This window comes from Pseudomonas sp. KK18, from assembly GCF_037094675.1.
Taxonomy (GTDB): Bacteria; Pseudomonadota; Gammaproteobacteria; order Pseudomonadales; family Pseudomonadaceae; genus Aquipseudomonas.
In genome coordinates this window covers 6066042-6090472 of sequence record NZ_CP146605.1, presented here as the reverse complement: position 1 = coordinate 6090472, position 24431 = coordinate 6066042, and the positions used below count along the sequence as shown (strand labels likewise).

General features: G+C 62.7%; 20 protein-coding genes. 9 read left to right on the top strand and 11 right to left on the bottom strand.

Translation table 11 applies throughout. The annotated features are described in order from the left end of the window. The first annotated feature begins 114 nt into the window (after positions 1-114). The 4 genes from V6607_RS27590 to V6607_RS27575 are packed head-to-tail and all read left to right on the top strand — an operon-like array spanning position 115 to position 6436. A complete protein-coding gene (locus V6607_RS27590) occupies positions 115-1281 on the top strand; it encodes an efflux RND transporter periplasmic adaptor subunit (RefSeq protein WP_003216249.1) in 1167 nt (388 codons plus the stop codon). Next, a complete protein-coding gene (locus V6607_RS27585) occupies positions 1278-4373 on the top strand; it encodes a multidrug efflux RND transporter permease subunit (protein ID WP_008434191.1) in 3096 nt (1031 codons plus the stop codon). Before V6607_RS27590 ends, V6607_RS27585 begins: the two co-directional genes overlap by 4 nt. A 31-nt stretch (positions 4374-4404) precedes the next feature. Continuing rightward, positions 4405-5082, top strand: a complete 678-nt coding sequence (locus V6607_RS27580; protein ID WP_003216255.1) for a heavy metal response regulator transcription factor — start codon at positions 4405-4407, stop codon at positions 5080-5082. Beyond that, positions 5072-6436 (top strand): heavy metal sensor histidine kinase, encoded by a 1365-nt coding sequence (locus V6607_RS27575; RefSeq protein WP_003216256.1) that lies wholly within the window; start codon positions 5072-5074, stop codon positions 6434-6436. Before V6607_RS27580 ends, V6607_RS27575 begins: the two co-directional genes overlap by 11 nt. A 14-nt stretch (positions 6437-6450) precedes the next feature. Here V6607_RS27575 and V6607_RS27570 read toward each other — a convergent pair whose 3' ends face one another. Next, complete coding sequence (locus tag V6607_RS27570) at positions 6451-7419, bottom strand: LysR family transcriptional regulator (RefSeq protein ID WP_003216257.1); 969 nt, start codon at positions 7417-7419, stop codon at positions 6451-6453. A 182-nt stretch (positions 7420-7601) separates the two neighbouring features. Between V6607_RS27570 and V6607_RS27565 the strand changes: the two genes are divergently transcribed. The 4 genes from V6607_RS27565 to V6607_RS27550 are packed head-to-tail and all read left to right on the top strand — an operon-like array spanning position 7602 to position 12368. Continuing rightward, positions 7602-9113 carry an efflux transporter outer membrane subunit gene (locus tag V6607_RS27565; protein ID WP_134327302.1) on the top strand — a complete coding sequence of 504 codons (1512 nt, stop codon included), beginning with the start codon at positions 7602-7604 and terminating at the stop codon, positions 9111-9113. Between the two features lie 10 nt (positions 9114-9123). After that, positions 9124-11307 carry an FUSC family protein gene (locus V6607_RS27560; protein WP_134327301.1) on the top strand — a complete coding sequence of 728 codons (2184 nt, stop codon included), beginning with the start codon at positions 9124-9126 and terminating at the stop codon, positions 11305-11307. Next, the gene (locus V6607_RS27555) at positions 11297-11497 is read left to right on the top strand and encodes a DUF1656 domain-containing protein (RefSeq protein ID WP_003216262.1); all 201 of its coding nucleotides are present in this window, start codon (positions 11297-11299) and stop codon (positions 11495-11497) included. Before V6607_RS27560 ends, V6607_RS27555 begins: the two co-directional genes overlap by 11 nt. Before the next feature lie 10 nt (positions 11498-11507). Beyond that, positions 11508-12368, top strand: a complete 861-nt coding sequence (locus tag V6607_RS27550; RefSeq protein WP_087692839.1) for an HlyD family secretion protein — start codon at positions 11508-11510, stop codon at positions 12366-12368. A gap of 102 nt (positions 12369-12470) precedes the next feature. On the opposite strand, the gene V6607_RS27545 is transcribed toward V6607_RS27550, so the two are convergent. Together V6607_RS27545 and V6607_RS27540 are read right to left on the bottom strand one after the other, a co-directional pair. Continuing rightward, positions 12471-12869 (bottom strand): hypothetical protein, encoded by a 399-nt coding sequence (locus V6607_RS27545; RefSeq protein ID WP_008434185.1) that lies wholly within the window; start codon positions 12867-12869, stop codon positions 12471-12473. Next, positions 12866-14056: an MFS transporter gene (locus tag V6607_RS27540; RefSeq protein ID WP_134327300.1), complete on the bottom strand. Its 1191-nt coding sequence runs from the start codon at positions 14054-14056 to the stop codon at positions 12866-12868. Before V6607_RS27540 ends, V6607_RS27545 begins: the two co-directional genes overlap by 4 nt. 111 nt (positions 14057-14167) lie before the next feature. Between V6607_RS27540 and V6607_RS27535 the strand changes: the two genes are divergently transcribed. Further along, positions 14168-15031, top strand: a complete 864-nt coding sequence (locus tag V6607_RS27535; RefSeq protein WP_134327299.1) for a LysR family transcriptional regulator — start codon at positions 14168-14170, stop codon at positions 15029-15031. A gap of 161 nt (positions 15032-15192) precedes the next feature. On the opposite strand, the gene V6607_RS27530 is transcribed toward V6607_RS27535, so the two are convergent. From V6607_RS27530 to V6607_RS27495, 8 genes are all read right to left on the bottom strand, one after another. Further along, the gene (locus V6607_RS27530) at positions 15193-16005 is read right to left on the bottom strand and encodes an SDR family oxidoreductase (RefSeq protein WP_134327298.1); all 813 of its coding nucleotides are present in this window, start codon (positions 16003-16005) and stop codon (positions 15193-15195) included. Between the two features lie 20 nt (positions 16006-16025). After that, entirely contained in the window at positions 16026-16490 is a 465-nt protein-coding gene (locus V6607_RS27525) for a hypothetical protein (RefSeq protein WP_003216273.1), read from the bottom strand. Positions 16491-16644: 154 nt separating this feature from the next. Next, complete coding sequence (locus V6607_RS27520; RefSeq protein ID WP_003216275.1) at positions 16645-18096, bottom strand: mannose-1-phosphate guanylyltransferase/mannose-6-phosphate isomerase; 1452 nt, start codon at positions 18094-18096, stop codon at positions 16645-16647. 149 nt (positions 18097-18245) lie between these two features. After that, the gene (locus V6607_RS27515) at positions 18246-18893 is read right to left on the bottom strand and encodes an alginate O-acetyltransferase AlgF (protein WP_008434181.1); all 648 of its coding nucleotides are present in this window, start codon (positions 18891-18893) and stop codon (positions 18246-18248) included. Between the two features lie 16 nt (positions 18894-18909). Further along, positions 18910-20097: an alginate O-acetyltransferase gene (locus V6607_RS27510; RefSeq protein ID WP_102369877.1), complete on the bottom strand. Its 1188-nt coding sequence runs from the start codon at positions 20095-20097 to the stop codon at positions 18910-18912. Positions 20098-20108: 11 nt separating this feature from the next. Beyond that, positions 20109-21674 carry an MBOAT family protein gene (locus V6607_RS27505; protein WP_008434176.1) on the bottom strand — a complete coding sequence of 522 codons (1566 nt, stop codon included), beginning with the start codon at positions 21672-21674 and terminating at the stop codon, positions 20109-20111. A gap of 190 nt (positions 21675-21864) precedes the next feature. Continuing rightward, a complete protein-coding gene (locus V6607_RS27500; RefSeq protein WP_008434173.1) occupies positions 21865-22974 on the bottom strand; it encodes a mannuronate-specific alginate lyase in 1110 nt (369 codons plus the stop codon). An 8-nt stretch (positions 22975-22982) separates the two neighbouring features. Next, the gene (locus V6607_RS27495; protein ID WP_076014451.1) at positions 22983-24431 is read right to left on the bottom strand and encodes an alginate O-acetyltransferase; all 1449 of its coding nucleotides are present in this window, start codon (positions 24429-24431) and stop codon (positions 22983-22985) included.

The following is a 24431-nucleotide window of genomic DNA, read 5'->3' as shown; positions in this document are numbered from 1 at the left end:
CGAATGGTCGGACTTTACTGACGGCGCTGTCAGTTAGCAGTCACTTTGCTGACCCGGTTGGCGGGCTATAAAGAGCCTTCATTCTTCCGATCCTTTGCCCTGGCGCCTCACCCCATGCACATTCAACGAAAACCTGCCTTGATCGTGGGCGTCCTTGTGGTACTGGCCGTGGTTGCCTGGGTGGTGACCCGCCCGGCCAAGACCAAACTGACCGCATCGTCGGCGATCCCGGTGCGGGTGATCAGCGTCAAACAGCAGGACATCCCGCGGTTTGTCAGCGGCATCGGCTCGGTGCTGTCGTTGCACAGCGTGGTGATTCGCCCGCAGATCGACGGCATCCTTACCAAATTGCTGGTCAAGGAAGGTCAACTGGTGAAGGCCGGTGACCTGCTGGCGACCATTGATGACCGCTCGATCCGCGCCAGCCTGGACCAGGCCAAGGCGCAACTCGGGGAAAGCCAGGCGCAACTGCAAGTCGCGCTGGTCAACCTCAAGCGCTACAAGGAACTGAGCATCGACGACGGCGTGTCCAAGCAGACCTATGACCAGCAACAAGCCCTGGTCAACCAGCTCAAGGCCACGGCCCAAGGCAACCAGGCCGCGATTGATTCGGCCCAGGTGCAGCTTTCGTACACCCAGATTCGCTCGCCGGTTACCGGTCGCGTCGGGATTCGCACGGTGGATGAAGGCAACTTCCTGCGCATGAGCGACACCCAGGGCTTGTTCTCCGTGACCCAGATCGACCCGATTGCCGTCGAGTTCTCCCTGCCGCAACAGATGCTGCCGACCCTGCAAGGCCTGATCGCCGCGCAACTGCCCGCCGACGTCAACGCCTACATGGGCGCCGACACCGACGGCCAGACCGGCGACCTGCTGGGTGAGGGCCGCCTGAGCCTGATCGACAACCAGATCAGCGGCACCACCGGCACCATCCGCGCCAAGGCCGAGTTCAGCAACGGCGCTCAGAAACTCTGGCCGGGGCAGTTGGTGACGATCCGCATCCAGACCGCCCTGCACAAGAATGCCCTGGTGGTGCCGCCTACCGTGGTGCAACGCGGCCTGGATTCGCACTTCGTGTACCGGCTCAAGGGTGACAAGGTTGAGGTGGTGCCGGTGCAGGTGCTGTACCAGAACAGCGACATGAACATCCTCCAGGGTGTGCAGGCCGGCGATGTGCTGGTCAGCGACGGCCAGTCCCGGCTCAAGGCCGGCGCCCAGGTCGATGTGCTCAAGGAGCCGCCGCAGGTGATCCAGACCGTTGATGCCAAGGTGCAGCCATGAGTGGCAGTCGTTCGCCGTCGGCCTGGTGCGTCGACCACCCGGTCGCCACCTTGCTGCTGACCTTCGCGCTGGTATTGCTCGGGATGATCGCTTTCCCACGCCTGGCCATCGCCCCACTGCCGGAAGCGGAATTTCCGACGATCCAGGTCAGTGCCACGCTGCCCGGCGCCAGCCCGGACACCATGGCTTCATCCGTGGCAACGCCGCTGGAGGTGCAATTCAGCGCCATCCCCGGCATGACCCAGATGACCTCCAGCAGTGCCTTGGGCTCCAGCCTGCTGACCCTGCAATTCACCCTCACCAAGAGCATCGACACCGCCGCCCAGGAAGTGCAGGCGGCGATCAACACCGCGTCCGGCAAACTGCCCAGCGACATGCCTAGCCTGCCGACCTGGAAGAAGGTCAACCCGGCGGACAGCCCGGTGCTGATCCTCAGCGTCAGCTCCGACAGCATGCCCAGCACCGAGCTGAGCGACTACGTGGAAACCCTGCTGGCCCGGCAGATCAGCCAGATCGACGGGGTCGGCCAGATCAACATTACCGGCCAGCAACGCCCGGCCATCCGGGTGCAGGCGTCGGCCGATAAACTCGCGGCCATCGGCCTGACCCTGGCGGACGTGCGCCTGGCGATCCAGCAATCGAGCCTGAACCTGGCCAAGGGCGCGATCTACGGCGAGAACAGCGTGTCGACCCTCTCGACCAACGACCAGTTGTTCCACCCCGAGGATTACGCCCAACTGATCGTGTCCTACAAGGACGGGGCACCTGTACAGCTGCGGGATATCGCCAAAGTCATCAACGGCTCGGAAAACGCCTACGTGCAGGCCTGGTCCGGCGACACCCCAGGCGTCAACCTGGTGATCTCCCGCCAGCCCGGCGCGAACATCGTCGAGACCGTGGACCGCATTCAAGCCGAACTGCCGCGCCTGCAAGCCATGCTGCCGGCCTCGGTGCAGGTCAGCGTGTTGACCGACCGCACCAAGACCATCCGCGCGTCCCTGCATGAAGTGGAAGTGACCCTGCTGATCGCCATCCTGCTGGTGGTGGCGGTGATGGCGCTGTTCCTGCGCCAGCTGTCGGCCACGTTGATCGTGTCCAGCGTGCTCGGCGTGTCGCTGGTGGCCAGTTTTGCCCTGATGTACCTGATGGGCTTCAGCCTGAACAACCTGACCCTGGTGGCGATCGTGATCGCCGTGGGGTTTGTGGTGGACGATGCGATCGTGGTGGTGGAGAACATTCACCGCCACCTGGAAGCGGGCCTCGACAAGCGCGAAGCCGCGATCAAGGGCGCGGGTGAAATCGGTTTTACCGTGGTCTCCATCAGCTTCTCGCTGGTGGCGGCGTTTATCCCGCTGCTGTTCATGGGCGGTGTCGTGGGGCGGTTGTTCAAGGAGTTTGCCTTGACAGCCACCTCGACCATCCTGATTTCGGTGGTGGTCTCGCTGACCCTGGCGCCGACCCTGGCCGCATTGTTCATGCGCGCACCAACCCATCATGCCCACGACAAACCCGGTTTCAGCGAACGCCTGCTGGCCGGCTATGCGCGCAATCTGCGCCGCGCCCTGGCCCATCAACGCACCATGGCCGCGATCTTCATGGTGACCCTGGCCCTGGCCGTGGTCGGCTACGTGTTTATCCCCAAGGGTTTCTTTCCGGTACAAGACACCGGCTTCGTCCTCGGCACCAGCGAAGCGGCGGCCGACGTGTCGTTCCCGGACATGGTCGCCAAGCACAAGGCAATCGCCGAGATCGTCAAGGATGACCCGGCGGTGGAAGCGTTCTCCCATTCGGTGGGTGTGACCGGCAGCAACCAGACCATCGCCAACGGCCGGTTCTGGATTGCCTTGAAAGATCGCGGGGATCGCGACGTGTCGGCCAGCCAGTTTATCGACCGGATCCGCCCGAAACTGGCGAAAGTGCCGGGCATCGTCCTGTACCTGCGGGCCGGCCAGGACATCAACTTGAGCTCCGGCCCCAGCCGCGCCCAGTACCAGTACGTGCTCAAGAGCAATGACGGCCCGACCCTGAATACCTGGACCCAGCGCCTCACCGAAAAACTGCGGGCCAACCCGGCGTTCCGCGACCTGTCCAACGACTTGCAGCTGGGCGGCAGCATCACCCACATCAGCATCGACCGTCAGGCCGCCGCGCGGTTTGGCCTCACCGCCACCGATGTGGACCAGGCACTGTACGACGCCTTCGGCCAGCGCCAGATCAACGAATTCCAGACCGAGATCAACCAGTACCAGGTGGTGCTGGAACTGGACACCCAGCAACGCGGCAAGGCCGAAAGCCTGAACTACTTCTACCTGCGCTCGCCGCTGACCAACGAGATGGTGCCGCTGTCGGCGGTGGCCAAGGTCGACCCGCCTACCGTAGGGCCATTGTCCATCAGCCATGACGGCATGTTCCCGGCCGCCAACCTGTCGTTCAACCTGGCACCCGGCGTCGCGTTGGGCGATGCGGTGATCCTGCTCAACCAGGCGAAGAATGAAATCGGCATGCCGACCACTATCATCGGCAACTTCCAGGGCGCGGCCCAGGCGTTCCAGAGTTCATTGGCCAGCCAGCCCTGGCTGATCCTCGCGGCACTGGTGGCGGTCTACATTATCCTGGGTGTGCTGTACGAGAGCTTCGTGCACCCGCTGACGATCATCTCCACCTTGCCATCGGCGGGGTTGGGGGCGCTGATCATGTTGTCACTGATGGGCCAGGACTTTTCGATCATGGCGTTGATCGGCCTGGTGCTGCTGATCGGGATCGTGAAGAAGAACGGTATCCTGATGATCGACTTCGCCCTGGACGCCCAGCGCGTACGCGGCCTGCCGCCCGAGGAAGCGATTTATGAGGCGTGTGTCACGCGGTTCCGGCCGATCATCATGACCACCCTGGCCGCGCTGCTGGGTGCGGTGCCGCTGATGCTGGGCTCCGGCCCCGGCGCGGAAATGCGCCAGCCGCTGGGTATCGCGGTGGTGGGCGGGTTGCTGGTGAGCCAGGCGCTGACGCTGTTCACCACACCGGTCATATACTTGTACCTCGAGAAGTTTTTCCACAGACCCAAACCAGCTCCCCAGCTGGCAATCACACACTGAGGCTGAGGCCCCGTCCTGGAACAAAAGGCTCATGCGTGTACTGATTATTGAAGACGAAGAAAAAACCGCCGACTACCTGCACCGCGGCCTGACGGAGCAAGGCTATACCGTCGACGTCGCCCGTGAAGGCGTCGAAGGGTTGCACCTGGCCCTGGAGAACGATTACGCGGTCATCGTGCTCGACGTGATGCTGCCCGGCCTGGATGGCTTTGGTGTATTGCGCGCGCTGCGGGCGCGCAAGCAGACGCCGGTGATCATGCTCACCGCCCGCGAGCGCGTGGAAGACCGTATTCGCGGCCTGCGCGAAGGCGCGGATGATTACCTCGGCAAGCCGTTCTCGTTCCTCGAACTGGTGGCGCGCCTGCAAGCGCTGACCCGTCGCAGCGGCGGGCATGAGCCGGTGCAGGTGACCATCGCCGACCTGTGGATCGACCTGATCAGCCGCAAGGCCAGTCGCAACGGCGTTCGCCTGGACCTGACCGCCAAGGAGTTCTCGCTGCTCAGCGTATTGGCCCGGCGCCAGGGTGAAATCCTGTCCAAGACCTCGATTGCGGAAATGGTCTGGGACATCAATTTCGACAGTGACGCGAATGTGGTGGAAGTAGCGATCAAACGCCTGCGGGCCAAGCTCGACGGGCCGTTCGAACAGAAACTGCTGCACACCATCCGTGGCATGGGTTACGTGCTGGAGAACCGCAGTGTCGGCTAACTCCATCGCCCTGCGCCTGAGCGGCATGTTCACCCTGGTGGCGCTGCTGATCTTCCTGTTGATCGGCGGCGCGCTGTACCAGCAGGTGGACAAAGGCCTGGGCCTGCTGCCCGGGGCCGAGCTGGATGCGCGCTACAGCGTGCTGGAGTCTTCGGTCAATCGCTTCGGTACGCCGGACCATTGGGCGAAGATCACCGCCAAGCTCAAGTTGTTGGGAGAGGAAGACAAGCGCATTCGCTTCTGGGTGGTGAGCAGCGACCCGACCTACGAATACGGCAACCCGGACGCGCAGATTCGCGCCTTCGCCGCCGGCCCGACCGGCAAGCGCGACTTGCGCCTGCCGGGCCATGCCTACCCGTTCAAAGTATTGGTCAGCCAGTTTCCAGCCAAGGAGCAGCGCCCGCCGCTGCGTTTCCTGATCGCGGTCGACACCGAGAACTTCCGCGCCACCCAGCATCAACTGCTGGTGGCGCTGATCGGCCTGGCGTTTGTCGGCGTGCTGCTGGCCTCGCTGCTGGGGTTCTGGGTGGCGCGCATCGGTCTCAAGCCGCTGATCAAACTGTCGGACGAGGCGCAGAAACTTGCACCGCCGAAACTCTCCGGGCGCCTGCAATTGTCGCCATTGCCGCCGGAGCTGAAGCAGTTCGTCAACTCCTTCAACTCGACCCTCGACCGGGTGGAACAGGCCTATTCGCGCCTGGAGTCATTCAACGCCGATGTGGCCCATGAGCTGCGCTCGCCGCTGACCAACCTGATCGGCCAGACCCAGGTGGCGCTGACCCGTGGGCGTTCGGCCGAGCATTATTTCGAGGTGCTGCAATCGAACCTCGAAGAGCTGGAACGGCTGCGCTCGATCATCAATGACATGCTGTTCCTGGCCAGTGCAGACCAGGGCAGCAAGGCCACCAAGCTGATCACCAGTTCGCTGGCGGATGAAGTGGCGACCACCCTGGATTACCTGGACTTTATCCTCGAGGACGCCCAGGTGCAGGTGCGTGTGACCGGCGATGCCCAGGTGCAGATCGAGAAGGCGCACTTGCGCCGGGCGTTGATCAACCTGTTGAGCAATGCGGTGCAGCATACGGCGCCTGGCCAGGTGATCGAGGTGAAGATCGAAGTGCTGGAGGACCACGTGGCGATCGGGGTGACCAACCCGGGCGATGAGATTGCCAGCGAGCATCTGCCCCGGTTGTTCGAGCGGTTCTATCGGGTGGACGCGTCCCGCAGCAATAGTGGGGCGAATCACGGGTTGGGACTGGCGATCGTCAAGGCGATCGCGTTGATGCACGGCGGAGATGTGTTTGTGCGCAGCGAGGGCGGCGGCAACACCTTTGGCATTACGCTGCCGGTGTAGCGGCCGCCCCCCCCTCAGTTACTCAGTCGTACCCCGCCCAAACTGCCACTTAGCTCATAGGCCGCCAGTTCCGCCTGATGCGCGGCCATGATTTCCGGCAGGGAACTGCGCAGGTATTCCACCCACGTCTTGATCTTCGCATCCAGGTATTGGCGCGACGGGTAGATGGCGTACAGGTTGAGTTCCTGGGAGCGGTAGTTGGGCATCACCCGCACCAGGGTGCCGTTGCGCAGCCCTTCAATCGCCGCATACACCGGCAACAGGCCAACGCCCATGCCGCTGGTGATCGCGGTCTTCATCGCATCGGCCGAGTTCACCAGGAACGGTGAGCTGTTGATCGCCACACTTTCCTGGCCTTCCGGGCCATTGAACGACCATTTATCCAGCTGAATCACCGGGCTGACCAGGCGCAGGCACGCGTGGTTGAGCAGGTCGCTGGGCCGTTGCGCGCAGCCGTTGGCCTTGACGTAGGCCGGCGAGGCACAGGCGATGCTGTAAGTTATCCCCAGGCGCTGCGAGACAAACCCCGAATCCGGCAGCTCGCTGGCGAGCACGATGGACACGTCGTAACCCTCATCCAGCAGGTCCGGCACGCGGTTGGCCATGGTCAGGTCAAAGGTCACGTCCGGGTGGGTGCGGCGGTAGCGGGCAATCGCATCGATCACGAAGTGCTGGCCGATGCCGGTCATGGTGTGCACCTTCAACTGCCCGGCAGGGCGGGCGTGGGCATCGCTGGCTTCGGCTTCCGCTTCCTCGACATACGCCAGGATCTGCTCGCAACGCAGCAAATAGCGCTTGCCGGCCTCGGTCAGGGCGATGCGGCGGGTGGTGCGGTTGAGCAAACGGGTTTGCAGATGGGCCTCAAGGTTGGAGACCGCGCGCGAGACGTTGGCCGTGGTGGTATCCAGTTGCACGGCGGCGGCGGTGAAGCTGCCGGCTTCGGCCACACAACTGAAGGCGCGCATGTTTTGCAAGGTGTCCATTAAGGTGCTCTCAGGGGAGATGGCAAATTGTGACACGAAGTTGCAGGATCCAGTGATCCCTACGAACGGATTATCGCCTGAACGGTAACAAAGATTCACAAGAATCCCACCTTATCGCCATCCGGCCCGCCCCTTAGAATTGCGCCACCTTCCCCGCAACACCCTCTCAGGAATTCGCAGCAGTGCCGCGTCGCATCAGCAGAGAGCTGAAGACTCTCAGTGTTTGGGCCTTATCGTTAGCAATCAGCGGCTGCATCGGAACCGGAGGAATCGCCCCTCAAGGCCAGTCACTCGTCGCCAGTTCATTGGCCACCGACGAGGCGATCAAAAGCGCCGCCCAGGACGCCCACTGGCCCACCGCGCAATGGTGGCAAGCCTACGGCGACCCGCAACTCAACCACTGGATCGACCTCGCCGTGCAAGGCAGCCCGAGCATGGCCATGGCCGCTGCACGTGTGCGTGAAGCCCGGGCCATGGCCGGGATCGCCGAGTCGGCCGAGTCGTTGCAGGTCAATGGTGACGCCACGCTCAAGCGCCATAACTGGCCGAGCGACCAATTCTACGGCCCGGGCGCGCTGGACAATTCCACCACCTGGGACAACAACGCGTCCCTGGGCTTGAGCTATGCCCTCGACCTCTGGGGCCGCGAAAGCAACGCCACCGAGCGCGCCGTGGACATGGCCCACATGAGCGCCGCCGAAGCGCGCCAGGCGCAGCTCGAATTGCAGAACAACGTGGTGCGCGCCTATATCCAGCTGTCGTTGCACTTCGCCCAGCGCGATATCGTGGCCGCCACCCTGGCCCAGCAACAACAGATTCTCGACCTGGCGCAAAAGCGTTTGAATGGTGGGATCGGCACCCACTTCGAAGTCAGCCAGGCTGAGACGCCGCTGCCGGAAACCCATCGCCAGCTGGACGCCCTGGATGAACAGATCGCCCTGAGTCGCAACCAGTTGGCCGCGCTGGCGGGCAAAGGGCCGGGGGCGGGCGCGCAGTTGCAGCGGCCCACCTTGTCCCTGGCCGCGCCGCTGAAACTGCCGTCGAGCTTGCCGGCCGAACTGCTCGGCCAGCGCCCGGACGTGGTCGCCAGCCGCTGGCAAGTGGCGGCCCAGGCCCGTGGCATTGATGTGGCCCACGCCGGTTTCTACCCCAACGTCGACCTGGTGGGCAGCCTCGGCTACGTCGCCACCGGCGGCGGAATGCTCAGTTTCCTCACGGGTAAAAAGCTCAACTACACCGCCGGCCCGGCCATCAGCCTGCCGATCTTTGACGGCGGCCGCCTGCGCTCGCAGTTGGGGGAGGCCAGCGCCGGCTACGACATCGCCGTCGCGCACTACAACCAGACCCTGGTCAACGCGCTCAAGGGCATCAGCGACCAGTTGATCCGCCGCGAGTCGATGGACAAGCAGCAAGCCTTCGCCGCCGAATCCGTGGCCTCGGCGCAGAAAACCTATGACATCGCGATGATCGCCTACCAGCGCGGCCTCACCGACTACCTCAACGTGCTGAATGCCCAGAGCCTGTTGTTCCGCCAGCAGCAGGTGCAGCAGCAGGTCCAGGCTGCACGCCTGAGTGCCCACGCCGAACTGGTGACCGCGTTGGGCGGTGGCCTCGGTGCCGGCAGCGATGTGCCTCAGGACAGCCAGACCTTACCGAGCAAGACCCCGGCGGCCCTCGCCGTGTTTGATCACTGAGTAGGATGCGATGACTCCCTTGCCTGCACCGCTGCGCTGGTTGCACTCGCTTGAGTGGCGCCGTGGTTTCTTCGATTGGGCACGCAGTGATGGCGTGACCTGGGTCTATATCTTCAAGGTGCTGATCGCGGCCTTCCTGACGCTGTGGCTGGCGATGCGTCTGGAATTGCCGCAACCGCGTACCGCGATGATCACCGTCTTTATCGTGATGCAACCGCAAAGCGGCCAGGTGTTCGCCAAGAGTTTCTACCGCTTCCTGGGCACCCTGGCGGGCTCGGCGGTGATGGTGCTCCTGATCGCGTTGTTTGCGCAGAACACTGAACTGTTCCTCGGTTCGCTGGCGATCTGGGTCGGCATCTGCACTGCTGGCGCGACCCGCAATCGCAACTTTCGCGCCTACGGCTTTGTGCTGGCCGGCTACACCGCGGCGATGGTTGGCTTGCCGGCCCTGGCCCATCCCGACGGCGCGTTTATGGCGGCGGTGTGGCGAGTCCTGGAAATCTCGTTGGGGATTGTCTGCTCCACGCTGGTCAGCGCCGCGATCCTGCCGCAAACCTCCAGCGCTGCGATGCGCAACGCCCTGTACCAGCGCTTCGGTGTGTTCGCGCTGTTCGTCACCGACGGCCTGCGCGGTCGCAGCGAGCGCGAAGGCTTTGAACGCAGCAACGTGCGCTTTATCGCCGAAGCCGTGGGCCTGGAAGGGCTGCGCAGCATCACCGTGTTCGAAGACCCGCACATGCGTCGGCGCAATGGCCGGCTGACGCGCTTGAACAGCGAGTTCATGGGCATCACCACGCGCTTCAACGCCTTGCACCAATTGCTCGAGCGCCTGCGCAGCCAGGAGGCCGATCACGTGGTGGCTGCGATCAAGCCGGGCCTGCAAGACCTGGCGGAACTGCTCGACGGCTTTTCCGGCCGTGCGCTCACCAGCCCCGATGCGGCGCGCCTGGCCAATCAGTTGAACGCCTACAAGGAAGGCCTGCCCGCCAAGGTGCGCAGCCTGCGCACCCGCTTCCAGGAAAGCGCCCCCAGCGACGCCGAACTGTTGGACTTTCACACCGCCTATGAGCTGCTGTACCGCTTCGTCGACGACTTGCACAACTACGCCCAGACCCACGCCTCCCTGGCGGATCACAGCCACGAGCGCGAACACTGGGACGAACCCTACACCCCGAAAACCAACTGGCTGGCCTGCGCCGCCTCGGGGATTCGCGCCTCGTTTATCCTGATCGTGCTCGGCAGTTACTGGGTGGCCACGGCCTGGCCCAGTGGCGCCACCATGACCCTGATCGCCGCGGCGACGGTGGGTTTGTCGGCCGCCACCCCCAACCCCAAGCGCATGGCCTTTCAAATGGCTTGCGGCACCTTGATCGGGGCGCTGGTGGGCTTTGTCGAAATGTTCTTCGTGTTCCCCTGGATCGACGGTTTCCCGTTGCTGTGCGTGATGCTCGCGCCGGTGATCATCTTCGGTTCGTTCCTGGCTTCGCGCCCGCAGTACGCGGGAGTCGGCGTCGGGTTGCTGATCTTCTTCAGCACCGGCTCGGTGCCGGACAACCTCACGATCTACAACCCCTACACCTTCATCAACGACTACATCGCCATGGTCATCGGCATGCTGGTGTGTGCGGCGGCGGGCGCGATCATCCTGCCGCCCAACAGCCGCTGGTTGTGGCGTCGGCTGGAGCAGGACTTGCGCGAGCAAGTGGTGTTCGCCATCAGCGGCAAACTCAAGGGCCTGGCGTCGGGTTTCGAAAGCCGCACCCGCGACCTGCTGCACCAGGCCTACGGCTTTGCCGCCGGGCAACCCCAGGTGCAACGCAACCTGCTGCGCTGGATGTTCGTGGTGCTGGAAGTCGGTCACGCGATCATCGAGTTGCGCAAGGAACAGGCAATCCTGCCGGTGCACCCGGCGTATGCCGAGTCCCAGCCGTGGCGCCAGGCGATCCGGGTGATGGGCCGTTCGCTGGTGCGGCTGTTCCTGCAACCCAGCGCCAGCAACCTGGAGCGCAGCCTGGTCGCCGTGGACCACGCGATCAGCCGGGTGCAGGCCACCGACGAACCCTTCGCCCCGCACTTCGACACCTCGGCCCTGCGCCGGGTGAAAAGCTACCTGCACTTTATCCGCACCTCATTGCTGGACCCGCAATCACCCCTGGCTGCCCTCAAGCCCGAAGGACCCGCCCATGCCTCGTGAAATCGCCTTCCACGGCGTCTACATGCCCACCATGACCCTGATGTTTCTGATCGCGGCGGGCCTGGCCTGGGCCCTTGACCGGTTTCTGGCCGGCTTTGACCTGTACCGTTTTTTCTGGCACCCGGCGCTGCTGCGCCTGAGCCTGTTCGCTTGCTTGTTCGGCGCCCTGGCGCTGACCGTCTACCGTTGAGAATGCCCCGATGAAAAAGTTTTTCAGCCTGCTCGCGACCTTGCTGGTACTGGCCCTGGCGATCTGGATTGGCCGCACGTTGTGGGTGCACTACATGGAAACTCCCTGGACCCGCGATGGCCGGGTGCGCGCCGACATCATCAACGTCGCCGCCGACGTCACCGGCGAAGTGGTCAACGTTCCGGTGCGTGACAACCAGTTGGTGAAAAAGGGCGACCTGCTGATGCAGATCGACCCTGAGCATTACCAGATTGCGGTCAAGCAGGCGCAATCCCTGGTGGCTTCCCGCAAGGCCACCTGGGAGATGCGCAAGGTCAACGCCCACCGCCGCGCCGACCTCGACGCCCTGGTGATCTCCAAGGAAAACCGCGACGACGCCAGCAATATCGCCGACTCGGCCCTGGCCGACTACCAACATGCCCTGGCCCAGCTTGAAGCGGCGCAACTGAACCTCAAGCGCACCCAGGTGGTGGCGGCGGTCGACGGCTACGTGACCAACCTCAACGTGCACCGCGGCGACTATGCACGCATCGGCGAGGCGAAGATGGCGGTGGTGGATATGAACTCGTTCTGGGTGTACGGCTTCTTCGAAGAAACCAAGCTGCCCCACGTCAAAGTCGGCGACAAGGCCGACATGCAGTTGATGAGCGGCGAAACCCTCAAGGGCCACGTGGAAAGCATTTCGCGCGGCATCTACGACCGGGACAACCCGGAGAGCCGCGAGTTGATCGCCGATGTGAACCCGACGTTCAACTGGGTGCGCCTGGCCCAGCGGGTGCCGGTGCGGATTCATATCGATGAAGTGCCGGAAGGTGTGCTGTTGGCGGCGGGGATCACCTGCACCGTGATCGTCAACCAAACACAGAACTGAATGTGGGAGCAGGCTTGCTCGCGAAGGCAGTGTGTCAGTCAACGAAAATATCGACTGATCCACCGCATTCGCGAGCAAGCCCGCTCCCACATTTTTACCGTGTCAGGCCTGTAGAAACGTCTCGTGCAAATGGCGCCACAGCAGGGCGCCACTGGCCTGCTTTTCAAACACCACGGTCGATCGCCGATCGGTTTGGGCACCGCTGCCATCCACCTGCTGTTCGCGATAACTTACCGTCGCGCCACGGGCGTGTCGGTCAATCCCGGCAAACTCGCTGAGGCTGATCCTGAACCCGGGCCGCTTGCCGCCAGCCTGGCTGAACAGCTGGTTGAGCAGTGCAAAATCCAGTTGTTTGCCCGCCGGGGTGATCATGGAAAAGTCCGGCGAAAAACGCCTCAGCAAAACCTCCAGTGTTCCCTCGGGGGCTGTGCCGGCAAACCATTGCTCGATCTCGACATGGGCCTGGATCACTTCATCAAAAAAATCGCGGTAGTCAATCATCGTGTGGGCTCGCTGGCAGGGTGAAGCAGTGTCCGTACCTTGGACGCATCCAGGCACAGTACGGCAAATAACGGAAACAGGGTCAACGCCGCGGCAATCGCGAAGGTGACGGTGAACGAGTCCAGCGCAGCCAGCACCCCACTGAGCACGGCGGCACCGAGGCAAAAACTCAATTGCCGATTGATGTTCCACAAGGCGCTGGCATGCCCCATGCGCTCGGCCGGAATGTCGAGAAAGGCCAGGGTTTGCGCGGTGCTGCTGCACAGGCTGCCACCCAGGCCCATCAGGAGGTAGGCGAGCACCACGACAACCGGGTGCGGCTCGATCAGCAACAGGATGCCGAGGGCTTGCAGCAGCATGCCCGCCAGCAGCAGCGGCCTCGGCCCGCAGCGATTGAACAGTTTTTTGCTCAAGGCAATCGCCAGCCCCGAGGCCAGCGCCCACGGCAGCATCAGCGCGCCGATGTGGCTGGCGGTAAAGCCGAGGCCGTGCAGATAAAGAATCGCCACCAGGCTGGTGCCGATAAACACCCCCGGGATGAACAGGTAAACCAGCATCGCGACCCGCAGCATCGGGCGGCGAGCCTGGCCCAATACGTGACCGAGCTCCAGCGCCGGGCGTGTGGACGCGGGCGTGTCTGCCACCAGCCAGCGCAAGGTCAGCATCACGGTGATCAGCGCCAGCGGCAGGTTGGCGAAAAAGATCCAGCGCCACGACACGCTGTCCACCACCAGGCCGCCCAATGCTGGCGACAACGCCGGAATCAGCAGCGCCACCAGCATGACCCTGGCTGTCAGTTGGCTGCGTTCTGCCGGCGGAAAATGCCGATAGGCCAAGGCTTGCCCCACCGGAATCAACAAGCCGCCACCCAAGCCCTGCAACAGGCGCCAGCCGATCAGCGCTTCAATCGAGGCGGCCTGGCCCACCAGCACCGAGGCTACGCCGAACAGCAACAGGCTGACGGCAATCAACCGGCGCTCACCCAGCAGCGCCGCCAGCCAAACACTCAGGGGAATGACGACGGTCAGGCCGAGCATGTAGGCGTTGCCGATCCATGCCAGTTGCGTGACCGAGGCGGGCAACTCGCGGGCGATGTCCGGGTAAGCGATGGTGGCGACAAACATGTTCACCAGGTCGAGGGCGAAGCCCAGTAGAAAGATCCAGGTGACTTTCGAGCGGTAGGTCATTGCGCGGTTCCTGCTGTGGATGGCGGCAGGGTAGGCGGGTGCGGGCACTTGGGAAACAGCGGTTTGACTGTTAGTTTGTCAAAAATATTTTGACAAAGGAGCGCGTGGCATATGGTCAGCCTGGATCGTTTCGACACCTTCAAGGCCGTGGTCGAGGCCGGATCGTTGACGGCAGCCGCTGATGTCCTCGGGCAGACGCGAGCGGTGGTGAGCTTCAACCTCAAGCGCCTGGAAGCCGAGCTGGGCGTGACCCTGCTGACCCGCAGTACTCGGCAACTGGCACTGACCGATGCGGGCGAACGCTTTTACCTGCGCTGCACGCGCATGCTGGAAGAGGCGCGCCTGGCGGTGGAAGAGGCCCGTTCGGAGCACAGCCAGCTCAAGGGCACATTGCGGATCACCACCACCGTCGAATACGGATTGGCGGTGGTGGTGCCGGCAGTGGAAACCTTTCGCGGCCTGCACCCGGAATTGAACATCCAGTTATCCACCTCCTCCAGCCACGCCGACCTGATCTCCGAGCGCTTCGATGTGGCTATTCGATTGGGGCGGATGCTCGACTCCAATCATCGGGCGGTGCAGCTGTCGAGCTACGAAATCCTCGCCGTGGCTGCACCGGGGTTTGCCGGGGTCGCCACGCTGGAAGAACTGGAGCAACTGCCCAAGCTGGGGCACGGGCGGCTGACGGAGTTGACGGTGCTCGACCCGGCCGGCCATGGGCACCTGTACCGTCCAGGCCCCGGCAAGGCTTCACTGGTTGCCGACAGTGCCGCGATTCTCCAGGCGTTTGCCGTGCGCGGGCATGGCGTGGCGATCCTGCCCCTGTGGCTGGTGCAGGAAGACCTGGATGCGGGGCGTTTGGTGCGGTTGCTGCCGGGGTATCGATTTGCGCCGCAGGGGGTGTACGCGTTGTACCCGGATACCCGGCATTTGCCCCTGAAAGTGCGGGCCTTCATTGATTTCATGAAAGGCTGATCAGCCGAGAAACCGTGTGGCGAGGGAGCTTGCTCCCGCTGGGGGGCGAAGCACCCCTGAAAAGGTCAGCGCATTCTTTCAGGAAACTTGGGCGGATGGTTTTGGGGCTGCTGCGCAGCCCAGCGGGAGCAAGCTCCCTCGCCACGGGGAGGCGGGGGCTCTTAGAGCTGGCCGCTCAGGCCAAAGCGCTTTTTCAATACGGTCTCCAGCAAACCCTTGGGCAGCAACGCCGCCATCCACGGCAGTGCCCGGCAACCATTACCCGAGCGCAACAGGCGCGGCGGCGTGGTCTGTTGCACGGCCTTGAGCACGTCTGCCGCAAACTGGCTGGCGGGCGTAGGCCGATCCTGGGAGGCCTTGGCCCGGGCGCGGATGCTTTCGCGCAGTGGCCACCAAGGCGACTTTTCATTGATCAACAGTTCGGCCTGGGTGCCGGCGTTTTTTGCAAAACTTGTATCGATGGCACCCGGCTGCACTTCCATCACCCGCACGCCAAACGGTGCGAGCTCCATGCGCAACGCATCACTCAAGGCATGCACTGCGGCTTTCGAGGCGCAATACGCACCGGCGAACGGTGTGACCAACACGCCGGACACGCTGCCGATATTCACCACCAACCCTTTACGGCGACGCAGGGCCGGGAACAGCGCCTGAGTCACGCCGACCACTGAGAATACGTTGGTCTCGAATTGCTGCTGCATCGCCTGGGTGCCGCCGTCGAGCAACGGACCCATGGCGCCATAGCCGGCGTTGTTGATCAGCACATCCAGCTCGCCGACCTGCCCGGCCAACTGCGCCAGTGCAGCGCTGTCGTTGACGTCCAGTTGCACCGCGTTAAAGCCGGCGCTGGCGAGTGCCGCCACATCCTCGCTGCGCCGGGCGCTGGCCCACACGTCAAAGCCGGCTTGCTTGAAGGCGTCCGCCAGGGCACGGCCAATGCCACTGGAGCACCCGGTGATCAGTACGTTGGGCATGGATCAGTCCTTTGTCGTTATCAGTCAGAGAAGCTGCCTTGCAAATGCTCGGCACGAAATTCCAGGGTTTGCGGGCGGTAGCCGGGGCGCAGCGGCGGCACTGGCAGGCAGTCTTCCCAGGTGGCGCCGGCCTGCAGTTCGCCGGGGCCGCGATAGCGCGGGGCAGCGTACACGTTGTCTGCCAGGTTGACCGTATCGCCCGGCGCATACGCGGCGATGCGCCAACGCAGTTCGGTCAGCGGTACGTTGTTGCCGTTGTTCAAGGTGAGCTTGAGCGGGCGGTCTGCCGGGCATTCTTTCGGCGCGTAGACGGTACGCAGTTCCAGGCGTGCCAATTGCTGGGCCTCGCGGTTGTCCAGCCACACCACCCATACCGCCACCAGGCCCAGGCCGACGGCGGCCGCGAGGGAAACCGGCAACGCCCTGGCGGGGTAGCGCAGCAAGAGGATCAGCCAGGTGATAATCAGCAAGACACCAAAGAACATGGCAACAACCTCGAAAACGGAACGGGCATCCTAACCAAGCGTAGGTGGAGTTGACCATCTTCGGGTTCCCCGGCCCCAAAGAAAAAGCCCCCGGCCCACCGGCTGCGGATAGGGGACGCAGTCGGTGGGGCGGGGGCTTGTTGTGCTGCTCTGTTTACTGCGCGATGGTTTTCACCGAAACGCCACGCTCGATTGGCGTGGATCGACCGTAGATATCTTCAAAGCGTTCGATATCGTCTTCACCCAGGTAGCTGCCGGACTGCACCTCGATAATCTCCAATGGAATCTTGCCCGGGTTACGCAAACGGTGCACCGAGGCAATCGGGATGTAGGTGGACTGGTTTTCGGTGAGCAGGAACACGTTCTCGTCACAGGTGACTTCGGCGGTGCCGCTGACCACGATCCAGTGTTCGGCGCGGTGGTGGTGCATCTGCAACGACAGGCATGCGCCCGGCTTGACCGAGATGTGCTTGACCTGGAAGCGCCCGCCCATGTCCACCGAGTCATACGAGCCCCACGGACGGTAGACCTCGCAGTGGTTCTGGGTTTCGCTGCGGCCCTGTTCGTTGAGGGTGTTGACCATCTGCTTGACGCCCTGGACCTTGTCCTTGTGGGCAATCATCATCGCGTCCTTGGTTTCTACCACCACGATGTTTTCCAGGCCGATCACCGACACCAGCTTGCCGTTGCCGTGGATCATGCAGTTCTTGCTGTCCTGGATCACCACGTCGCCCTTGCTGACGTTGCCGTTGGCGTCTTTTTCATTCACGTCCCACAACGATGCCCAGCAACCCACGTCGCTCCAGCCGGCAGTCAACGGCACCACGCAGGCCAGTTGGGTTTTTTCCATCACGGCGTAGTCGATGGAGTTGTCCGGGCAGCAGGCGAAGGTGGATTCGTCGATGTCAATGGTGTCGGCGGTTTGGTTGCTGCGTTCCAGGGTCAGCAGGCAGGTGTCGTAGATGTCCGGGTCGTGTTTTTTCAGCTCTTCGAGGAAGCGGCTGGCACGGAACAGGAACATGCCGCTGTTCCAGAAATAACCACCGCTCTTGACGAATTCGGCGGCGCGTTTTTCATCGGGTTTTTCCACGAACTGTTGCACGCGGCTGACGCCTTCGGGCAGCAGCGAATCGTTGGTCGACTTGATATAGCCGTAGCCGGTCTCCGGACGGGTGGCCGGCACACCGAACAGCACCATTTCGCCACGCTCAGCCGCCACAGTGGCCAGGGCCAGGGCGCGTTGCAGGGCTTTCTGGTCATCCAGCACGTGGTCGGCGGGCAGCACCAGCATCAGTTCGTCGCGGCCTTCGTTGACCAGCATCATCGCCGTCAGGGCCACGGCCGGCGCGGTATTGCGGCCGAACGGCTCCATCAGGATGCGCTGGGTTTCCAGTTTGCGGGCAGCCAGTTGCTCGTTGACGATAAAGCGGTGGTCCTTGTTGCACACCACGATGGGCGCGTCCATGCCGTCGAACACCAGGCGCTCCAGGGTTTGCTGGAACAAGGTGTGCTCGCCGGTCAGGGCCAGGAACTGCTTGGGAAACTGTTTACGCGAAAGCGGCCAAAGACGTGAGCCGCTACCACCGGAAAGGATTACTGGGATCATGGTGTTTCTCCTTGAATCAAATTTGGTTAGAGCCTGTGGGAGCCGGGCTTGCCCGCGATGGCATCACCTCGGTGTACCTGATACACCGAGTTGTCCGCATCGCAGGCAAGCCAGCTCCCACAGGGGGCAGCGTCAATCTGAAAATCTAATCAGCGGGTCGACACAGGGCGTTTCACCCACACTGGCGACAGGTTGGCGCCGGTGCCGGTGACGTACAGCACTGCAGCCTCACCGCGTTCCAGAGCTACCGGCTTCACGTCGCCGACTTTTTTATCGCCTTCATACAGCGCCAGGCTGACCTTCACCGGGTTGATCTCGCGCTCGCCACGGCCCTTGGCGGCCACGGCCTGGACCACGTCGGTCTTGCCATCGGCGGTTTTCAGGGTCAGCGACTTGTCACTGAGGTTCTGCACGCGCACCAGGGATTTCTGCTTGTTCTTGAACGGCGGTTCTTCGATCAGTTGCGGTTGGCCGCTGCCGCTGCTGACCAGGGTGTAGTAGTGGTCGGCGGCGAGCTTGACCGGCAGGGTCTGGCTGCCGACCTTGGCGCTGTAGTCACCGCCCGGCATGAAGCTGAAGTCACTGCTGGCCAGCGGGGCAACCTCGTTGAGGTTGGTGCTGCCGACGGTGGCGCTGACTTCCTGGTTGCTGGCGTTGTACACCCGCACAAAGCTCGAGCCTTTTGGCGCGACGGGACCGTAGAGGGCGGCGTCGCCACCGGCGAAGGCGGACATCGAAACAACGCTCATGCCGGCGACGAGGGCAAAAGTTTTTGCGAGGTTAGTAGTGAAAGTCATGTGAGTTACCTCTCTTTCAGTTTTGCGCCCGGTCGGGCGTCTCGGAGTTCATGTTTTTAACGGTGGGGGTGTTGATAGCCATGTTCTGTTGGCGCATACCGGCTTGTTTGAGCTGCGCAACCCACTGCGGGTCGGCATCGCCGATTTCGTTGTTCACAGGCAGATAACGCTCGGGAAACTCCCAGATCAGCACCTGTGGCGGGCTGTTCTTGAAGTCGTCGCTTTTCAGGTAGCTGAGCATCGGCAGGATCGGGCCGTGGCCGTCTTCGGAGTAGTTGATGACGTCGCTGCCCAGGGCTTGCTTCAGCGCGCCGACAAAGTTCCAGTTCGGGTTGGCGCTGTAGCTGGTGCCCACCAGTGCCACCGGGGTTTCACTGTCGGTGAACAGCGCATCGTCGCCTTTGGTTTCAGCCAGGTGCGTCACGCGTTTTTGCAGTGGCTCCTTGGGCGGCATCAGGTTTTCGAACAGCGGGTCCAGCGGCAGGAACAGGCGCAGGTCGCCCTTGTGTGGCTCGGTCTTCTCGGCTTCGGTGACAAAGCGTTGAGGCTCGCCGCTCAGGGGCGTTTTGTTGGCAATTGTCTTGGCCAATTCTTTGGCCGCCACTTCAGCGCCGTCCGGGGTCCAGTGGGTGTCGGTGCGCAGGAACACTTGCTGGCCGTGCAGCTTGGCCTGTTGCAGCGGACCCATCAGGTCAGGGGCGACGATCTTGTCGGCGGCCATGCGGGCATGGAAGTCCTGGTACAGACCGGCGCGGATGCTCGCCGGCTGCACTTCACCCAGGTGTTCCGGGTACAGCCGCACCTTGGCTGGCACGATCGCCATCACCAGTTGGATACCCTGGGCCTTGAGCTTCTGGCGCACGCCTTCCACCAAGGCGTAGTTGCCTTGCAGGTTCTGGTCTTCGTTGACGATCGGGTTGAATTCCTCGTCGCTGTACAACCAGTGGTCGCGGCCAATCACCACGCCAGGGCGGCCTTCGTTGAACAGCTTGTAGTCCAGCGCTGCCCAGAGGTTGGTGCCCAGGCGCTTGATCGGGAACTGGTCGTCGTAGTGGGTCTCGACGGCCTTGGTCCAGCGGCCGTTGAGCACGGTGGCGTCGGCGTTGGTGCTGAAGCCCAGGAAACTGCGCATCGACCAGGCGCCCAACGCCAGCAGCACGGCGAGGAACAAGGCGATGTAGAGGACGCGTAATGAACGGGTCATGGTCGGCTCCCTCAGAACTGGAAGTAAAGGAACGGCGAGAAGCTCTGCGCCGAAAGTTTGAGAATCGACGCCACGAACAGCAGCAGTACTGCGGCGCGCATGGCGTAGCGTGGCCAGGTGGCGCTCCAGTAGGCCGGTTGCACGGTGGCCTCGGTGCCCACGGTGTAGCCGGGCTCATGGATGCTGCCCGGGTTGTCGCCCGGTACGGCCTTGATCAAGCCCGGTTGCGCAGTCGCCGGGCCATCGGCCTGGGTGTTCACCGCAGGCTTGGTTTTTTCCGGTGGGCGGTTGCTGTAGAAGTCCCGCAGGCCGAAGAACGCCAGGGTTGCGTACGCCACCACCAGGGTTGCCACTTGCAGGCCGGTGAGGCTGGCGCGGTTGAGTTCCGACAGCGACCACTCCCCGAAGCTGAACATCGCGCCGTACATACGGCCGGCGACGTGCAGGTTTTCCGAGCGGAAGATCACCCAGCCCATCACTACCAGCAGGAAGGTGAAGGCCCAGCGCACAACGTTGAAACTGCGCGGTGCGGTGTTGAGGCCGATGGCTTTTTCAATCGCCAGCCACATGCCGTGCCAGGCGCCCCACACGATGTAGGTGATGTTCGCACCGTGCCACAAGCCACCGAGGAGCATGGTCAGGAACAGGTTGCGGTAGGTGGTCAGCGTGCCTTTACGGTTGCCGCCCAGGGTGATGTACAGGTAGTCACGCAGCCAGGTGGACAGGCTGATGTGCCAGCGCCGCCAGAACTCGGTGATCGACTGGCTGATGTACGGCTGCTTGAAGTTTTCCATGAAGCGAAAACCCATCATCAAGCCCAGGCCGATGGCCATGTCGCTGTAGCCGGAGAAGTCGAAGTACAGCTGCGCGGTGTACGCCAGTGCGCCGAGCCAGGCATCGCCGGTGGTGGGGTTTTGCAGGGCGAAGCAATGATCGGCGACCACCGCCAGGGTGTCGGCGATAAACACCTTCTTGATGAAACCCTGCATGAACCGCGTGCAGCCCTCGGAGAATTTATCGAGGGTGTGGGTGCGGTTGTTGAACTGGTCGGCCAGGTCGCGAAAGCGCAACACCGGGCCGGCAATCAGATGCGGGAAGATCGCCACGAACGCCGCAAAGTCGATCAGGTTGCGGGTGGCCGGGGTGTCGCCGCGGTACACGTCGATGATGTAGCTGATGGACTCGAAGATGTAGAACGAGATCCCGATCGGCAACAGCACGTGGGTCAGGATGAAAGGCTCAAGGCCGGCCGACTTCATCATCAGGTTGATGCTGTCGACACCGAAGTTGGCGTACTTGAAGTAGCCGAGGATGCACAGATCGACCGCCACGCCCAGCAGCAGCCAGCGCTGGGCCGGCTTGGTGCGCACGCCTGCCGCACCGACCTTGAGGCCGATCCAGTAGTTCCACAGCGTCACGGCGGCGAACAGCGCCAGGAAGTCCACTCGCCACCAGGCGTAGAACACATAACTGGCAACCAGCAGCAGCAGATTGCGATAGCGTTGCCCGCTCAAATAGTACAAGCCGAGGAAGATCGGCAAGAACAGGAACAGGAACACATTGGACGAGAAAACCATCCCGATCTCTCCATGTTTAACCAACAGTCAAGGGCCAACGGCCCCCCCAAACCCCCCACCGAAATGAGAGGGCTATGTGATCGTTCCCACGCTCTGCGTGGGAATGCCTCACTGGACGCTCTGCGTCCGCTTTTGGGACGCGGAGCGTCCCTGGCTGCATTCCCACGCGGAGCGTGGGAACGATCAGCGACTAGCTGCCTTTGTTGCCTTTCTCATGCGCCGGGTCGTAGACCTTGGTCAGGTCACCCCCCAGGCGGAACGTCTTGAACGGCTGCATCCCGTGCTTGCGCTCGATCACATCCGGGGCGCAGGTGTAGAGGGTGCAGAAGGGCTCAAGCCAGGCAAATTTCATGTCTTCCTTGAGGTCCTTCATGTCCTGTTCCTTGCCGTTCTTCTGCTCGAAGATCTCCGGGTCTTTCACCCCGGCCAGCACCTTGTCACCCAGGCGTTTCAACGCGCCGTTGTTTTCCTGGCGCAGGTCCACACCGTTCACCAGGGCAAAACTGGCGATCATCGCCAGCGGCGGCAGGGCGTAGTTGTGGTACGACAGGGCTCGTTGCTGACGCTTCAATTCGTTCGGCAGGAAGCCTTGGGCATCCACCTGGTTGGCGCCGACCTTGTATTCCTTCACGGCCCAGTCAAACAGGTCGCGGCGGTTCACGGCGACGGAGGTCGCCATCACCGACCAGGCAGCCCAGTAGGAGTGGTTGTTGGTTTTATCCAGCGGCAGGTTGTCCCAGTCGCTCACCACCTGGTCGGCCATTTTGCTGAACCAGGCTTCGATCAACTGCGACTCCTGCTGGTGGTTGGCCAGCGGATGAGAGTCGGAGAACTTCAGGCGCACATAGGCCGACGCCATGCTGCCCAGTGCCCATTTGCGCATGGACTTGCCGGTGTGGTTGAAGTCCTTGGACATCAATGCATCGGCCTTGGCCCAGCTCGTGAGCCAGTTCAGCGTGCATTCCAACTGCTCCGGACGGCCGTCGCGCATGAATTGCATCACGCGCTTGCTGGTGTCTTTTTCCAGCTTGGTGATGTCGGCGGTGCTGTCGCGAAAGGCTTTTTCGGACTGCACATTCAGGGTGGAACGAGCCTTGTCCGAACCTTCGTACTTGCTGCGAAATTGCAGCGAGCCGGTGTACGGCGCCGGCATGGCGTCGCAGTCATTCTTGAAGTCGCCGGTCTTGAATGCTTCCACCGGGGCGAAATAACCCTGGGGCGGACGCAGTGGTGCGGCGGCGTTGACTTGGCCGGCAAACATTGCCAGGCCCAGCAGCGTTGGAATCAATAACTTCTGCATAAGTAACCTCATTGCCCCGTTGAAGCAGTCTGTTGACCACCGGCGGGGAATACGTTGCGTGTGCAAATTTTCGCTTCGACTTTCTGCGCGGCCTGGCCCGCTTCAGGGCCCTGCACTTCCACGGCCAGCAGGTTTTGCGTGGCCCAGTCTTCATCGGTGCGCAGTTCAAAGGCGAAACGCCCGTCTGTATCGGATGTTTCGGGTTTCTCGATCTTGATGTCCTCGTGGCGCCCGTTCATGTACCAGAGGGTGGCTTGCAGGGTTTTCACCGATGGGTCGGCAAAGCGGATGTCGACCTGGTGACTGCTGTTGCGCAGGTCTTTGTTCGAACTGTTCACCAGCAATTCGTTCTTGCCGGGTTTCAGCGTGGTGCTGGCGCTCATCTGGGCGGTCTTGCCTTCACAGCCGTTGTCCAGCAGCGACATCATCTGGCGGTAGATGGTCTCCTGGTCCAGGCGATACAGCGGCGAGAATTCCCAGATCAGGATCTTCGGCGGGGTCTTCTGGAATTCTTCGCTGCCCAGGTACTGGATCATCGAGCCTTCCAGGCCACCACCGGGGAAGGCGACGTTGAGGATGTCGGCACCGATTTCCTGTTCCAGGAAGCCGGCGAAATTGTAGTTCTTGCCACTGTGGCTGGTACCCACGAGGGTGATCTGCGGGTTGCCGGAATCACCGAACAGGTCGCCGTCTGCCGCTTCGCCCTTGGGCTCGGTGGTGAACTGGTCCATGTACTGGATCGCGTAGCTGGTGCCGCACAGTTGCCCGGCCATGTTGTGCAGGGTGCCCGTCTTGCCCATGCGCCCGGACCGTTTGGTCTCGAATTCGCGCTGCGGGATGCCGGCAAATTCAGGCATCGCCCGCACTTTCGCGCCGACGATTTTGGCGGTGCGCTGGGCGCCGTATGGCGTCCAGTGTTGGTCGCCGCGGAAGTAGAAATCGTGGGCCGGCAATTCATCCGGCAGTTGCTCGTTGGTCAGCGGCGACAGGTCCGGTACGACGTAGCCCATCTTGGCGAAGCGCCCGAGCATGGTCTTGTAATTGCCCAGGGCCTTGTCGAAATCGAACCTGGCTTTCTCTTCAGGGTTGAGCTTGTTGCGGTTCACCAAGCCACGGGTCGGCTGGTAGACCACCACCAGTTCCACGCCCTTGCTCTTGAACGCATCGTGCAGCTGCTGCATGCGTTTGTAGCCGGCGGGGCTGGTGTCGAATTCGGTGCGCAGGTCTTCCTGGGTCCGGAACAGCCAGTCGCCCTGGGCTTGCACCAGGGTGGTGAAGTTCTGCTGGTAGCGGGTGGTGTAGTTCTTCGCGTCGTGGGCGGCCGGGCACAGGCTGCAGCACGGTTCGGCGGTGAAGGTTGGCGCCTTGATTTCGTCGGCGCGCACGCCCTGGCTGGCCGCGAGCAGGCCGAGGGTCAAACCCGAAAGGCTGAGCAGTTTGATCATGTGTGGGTGCAT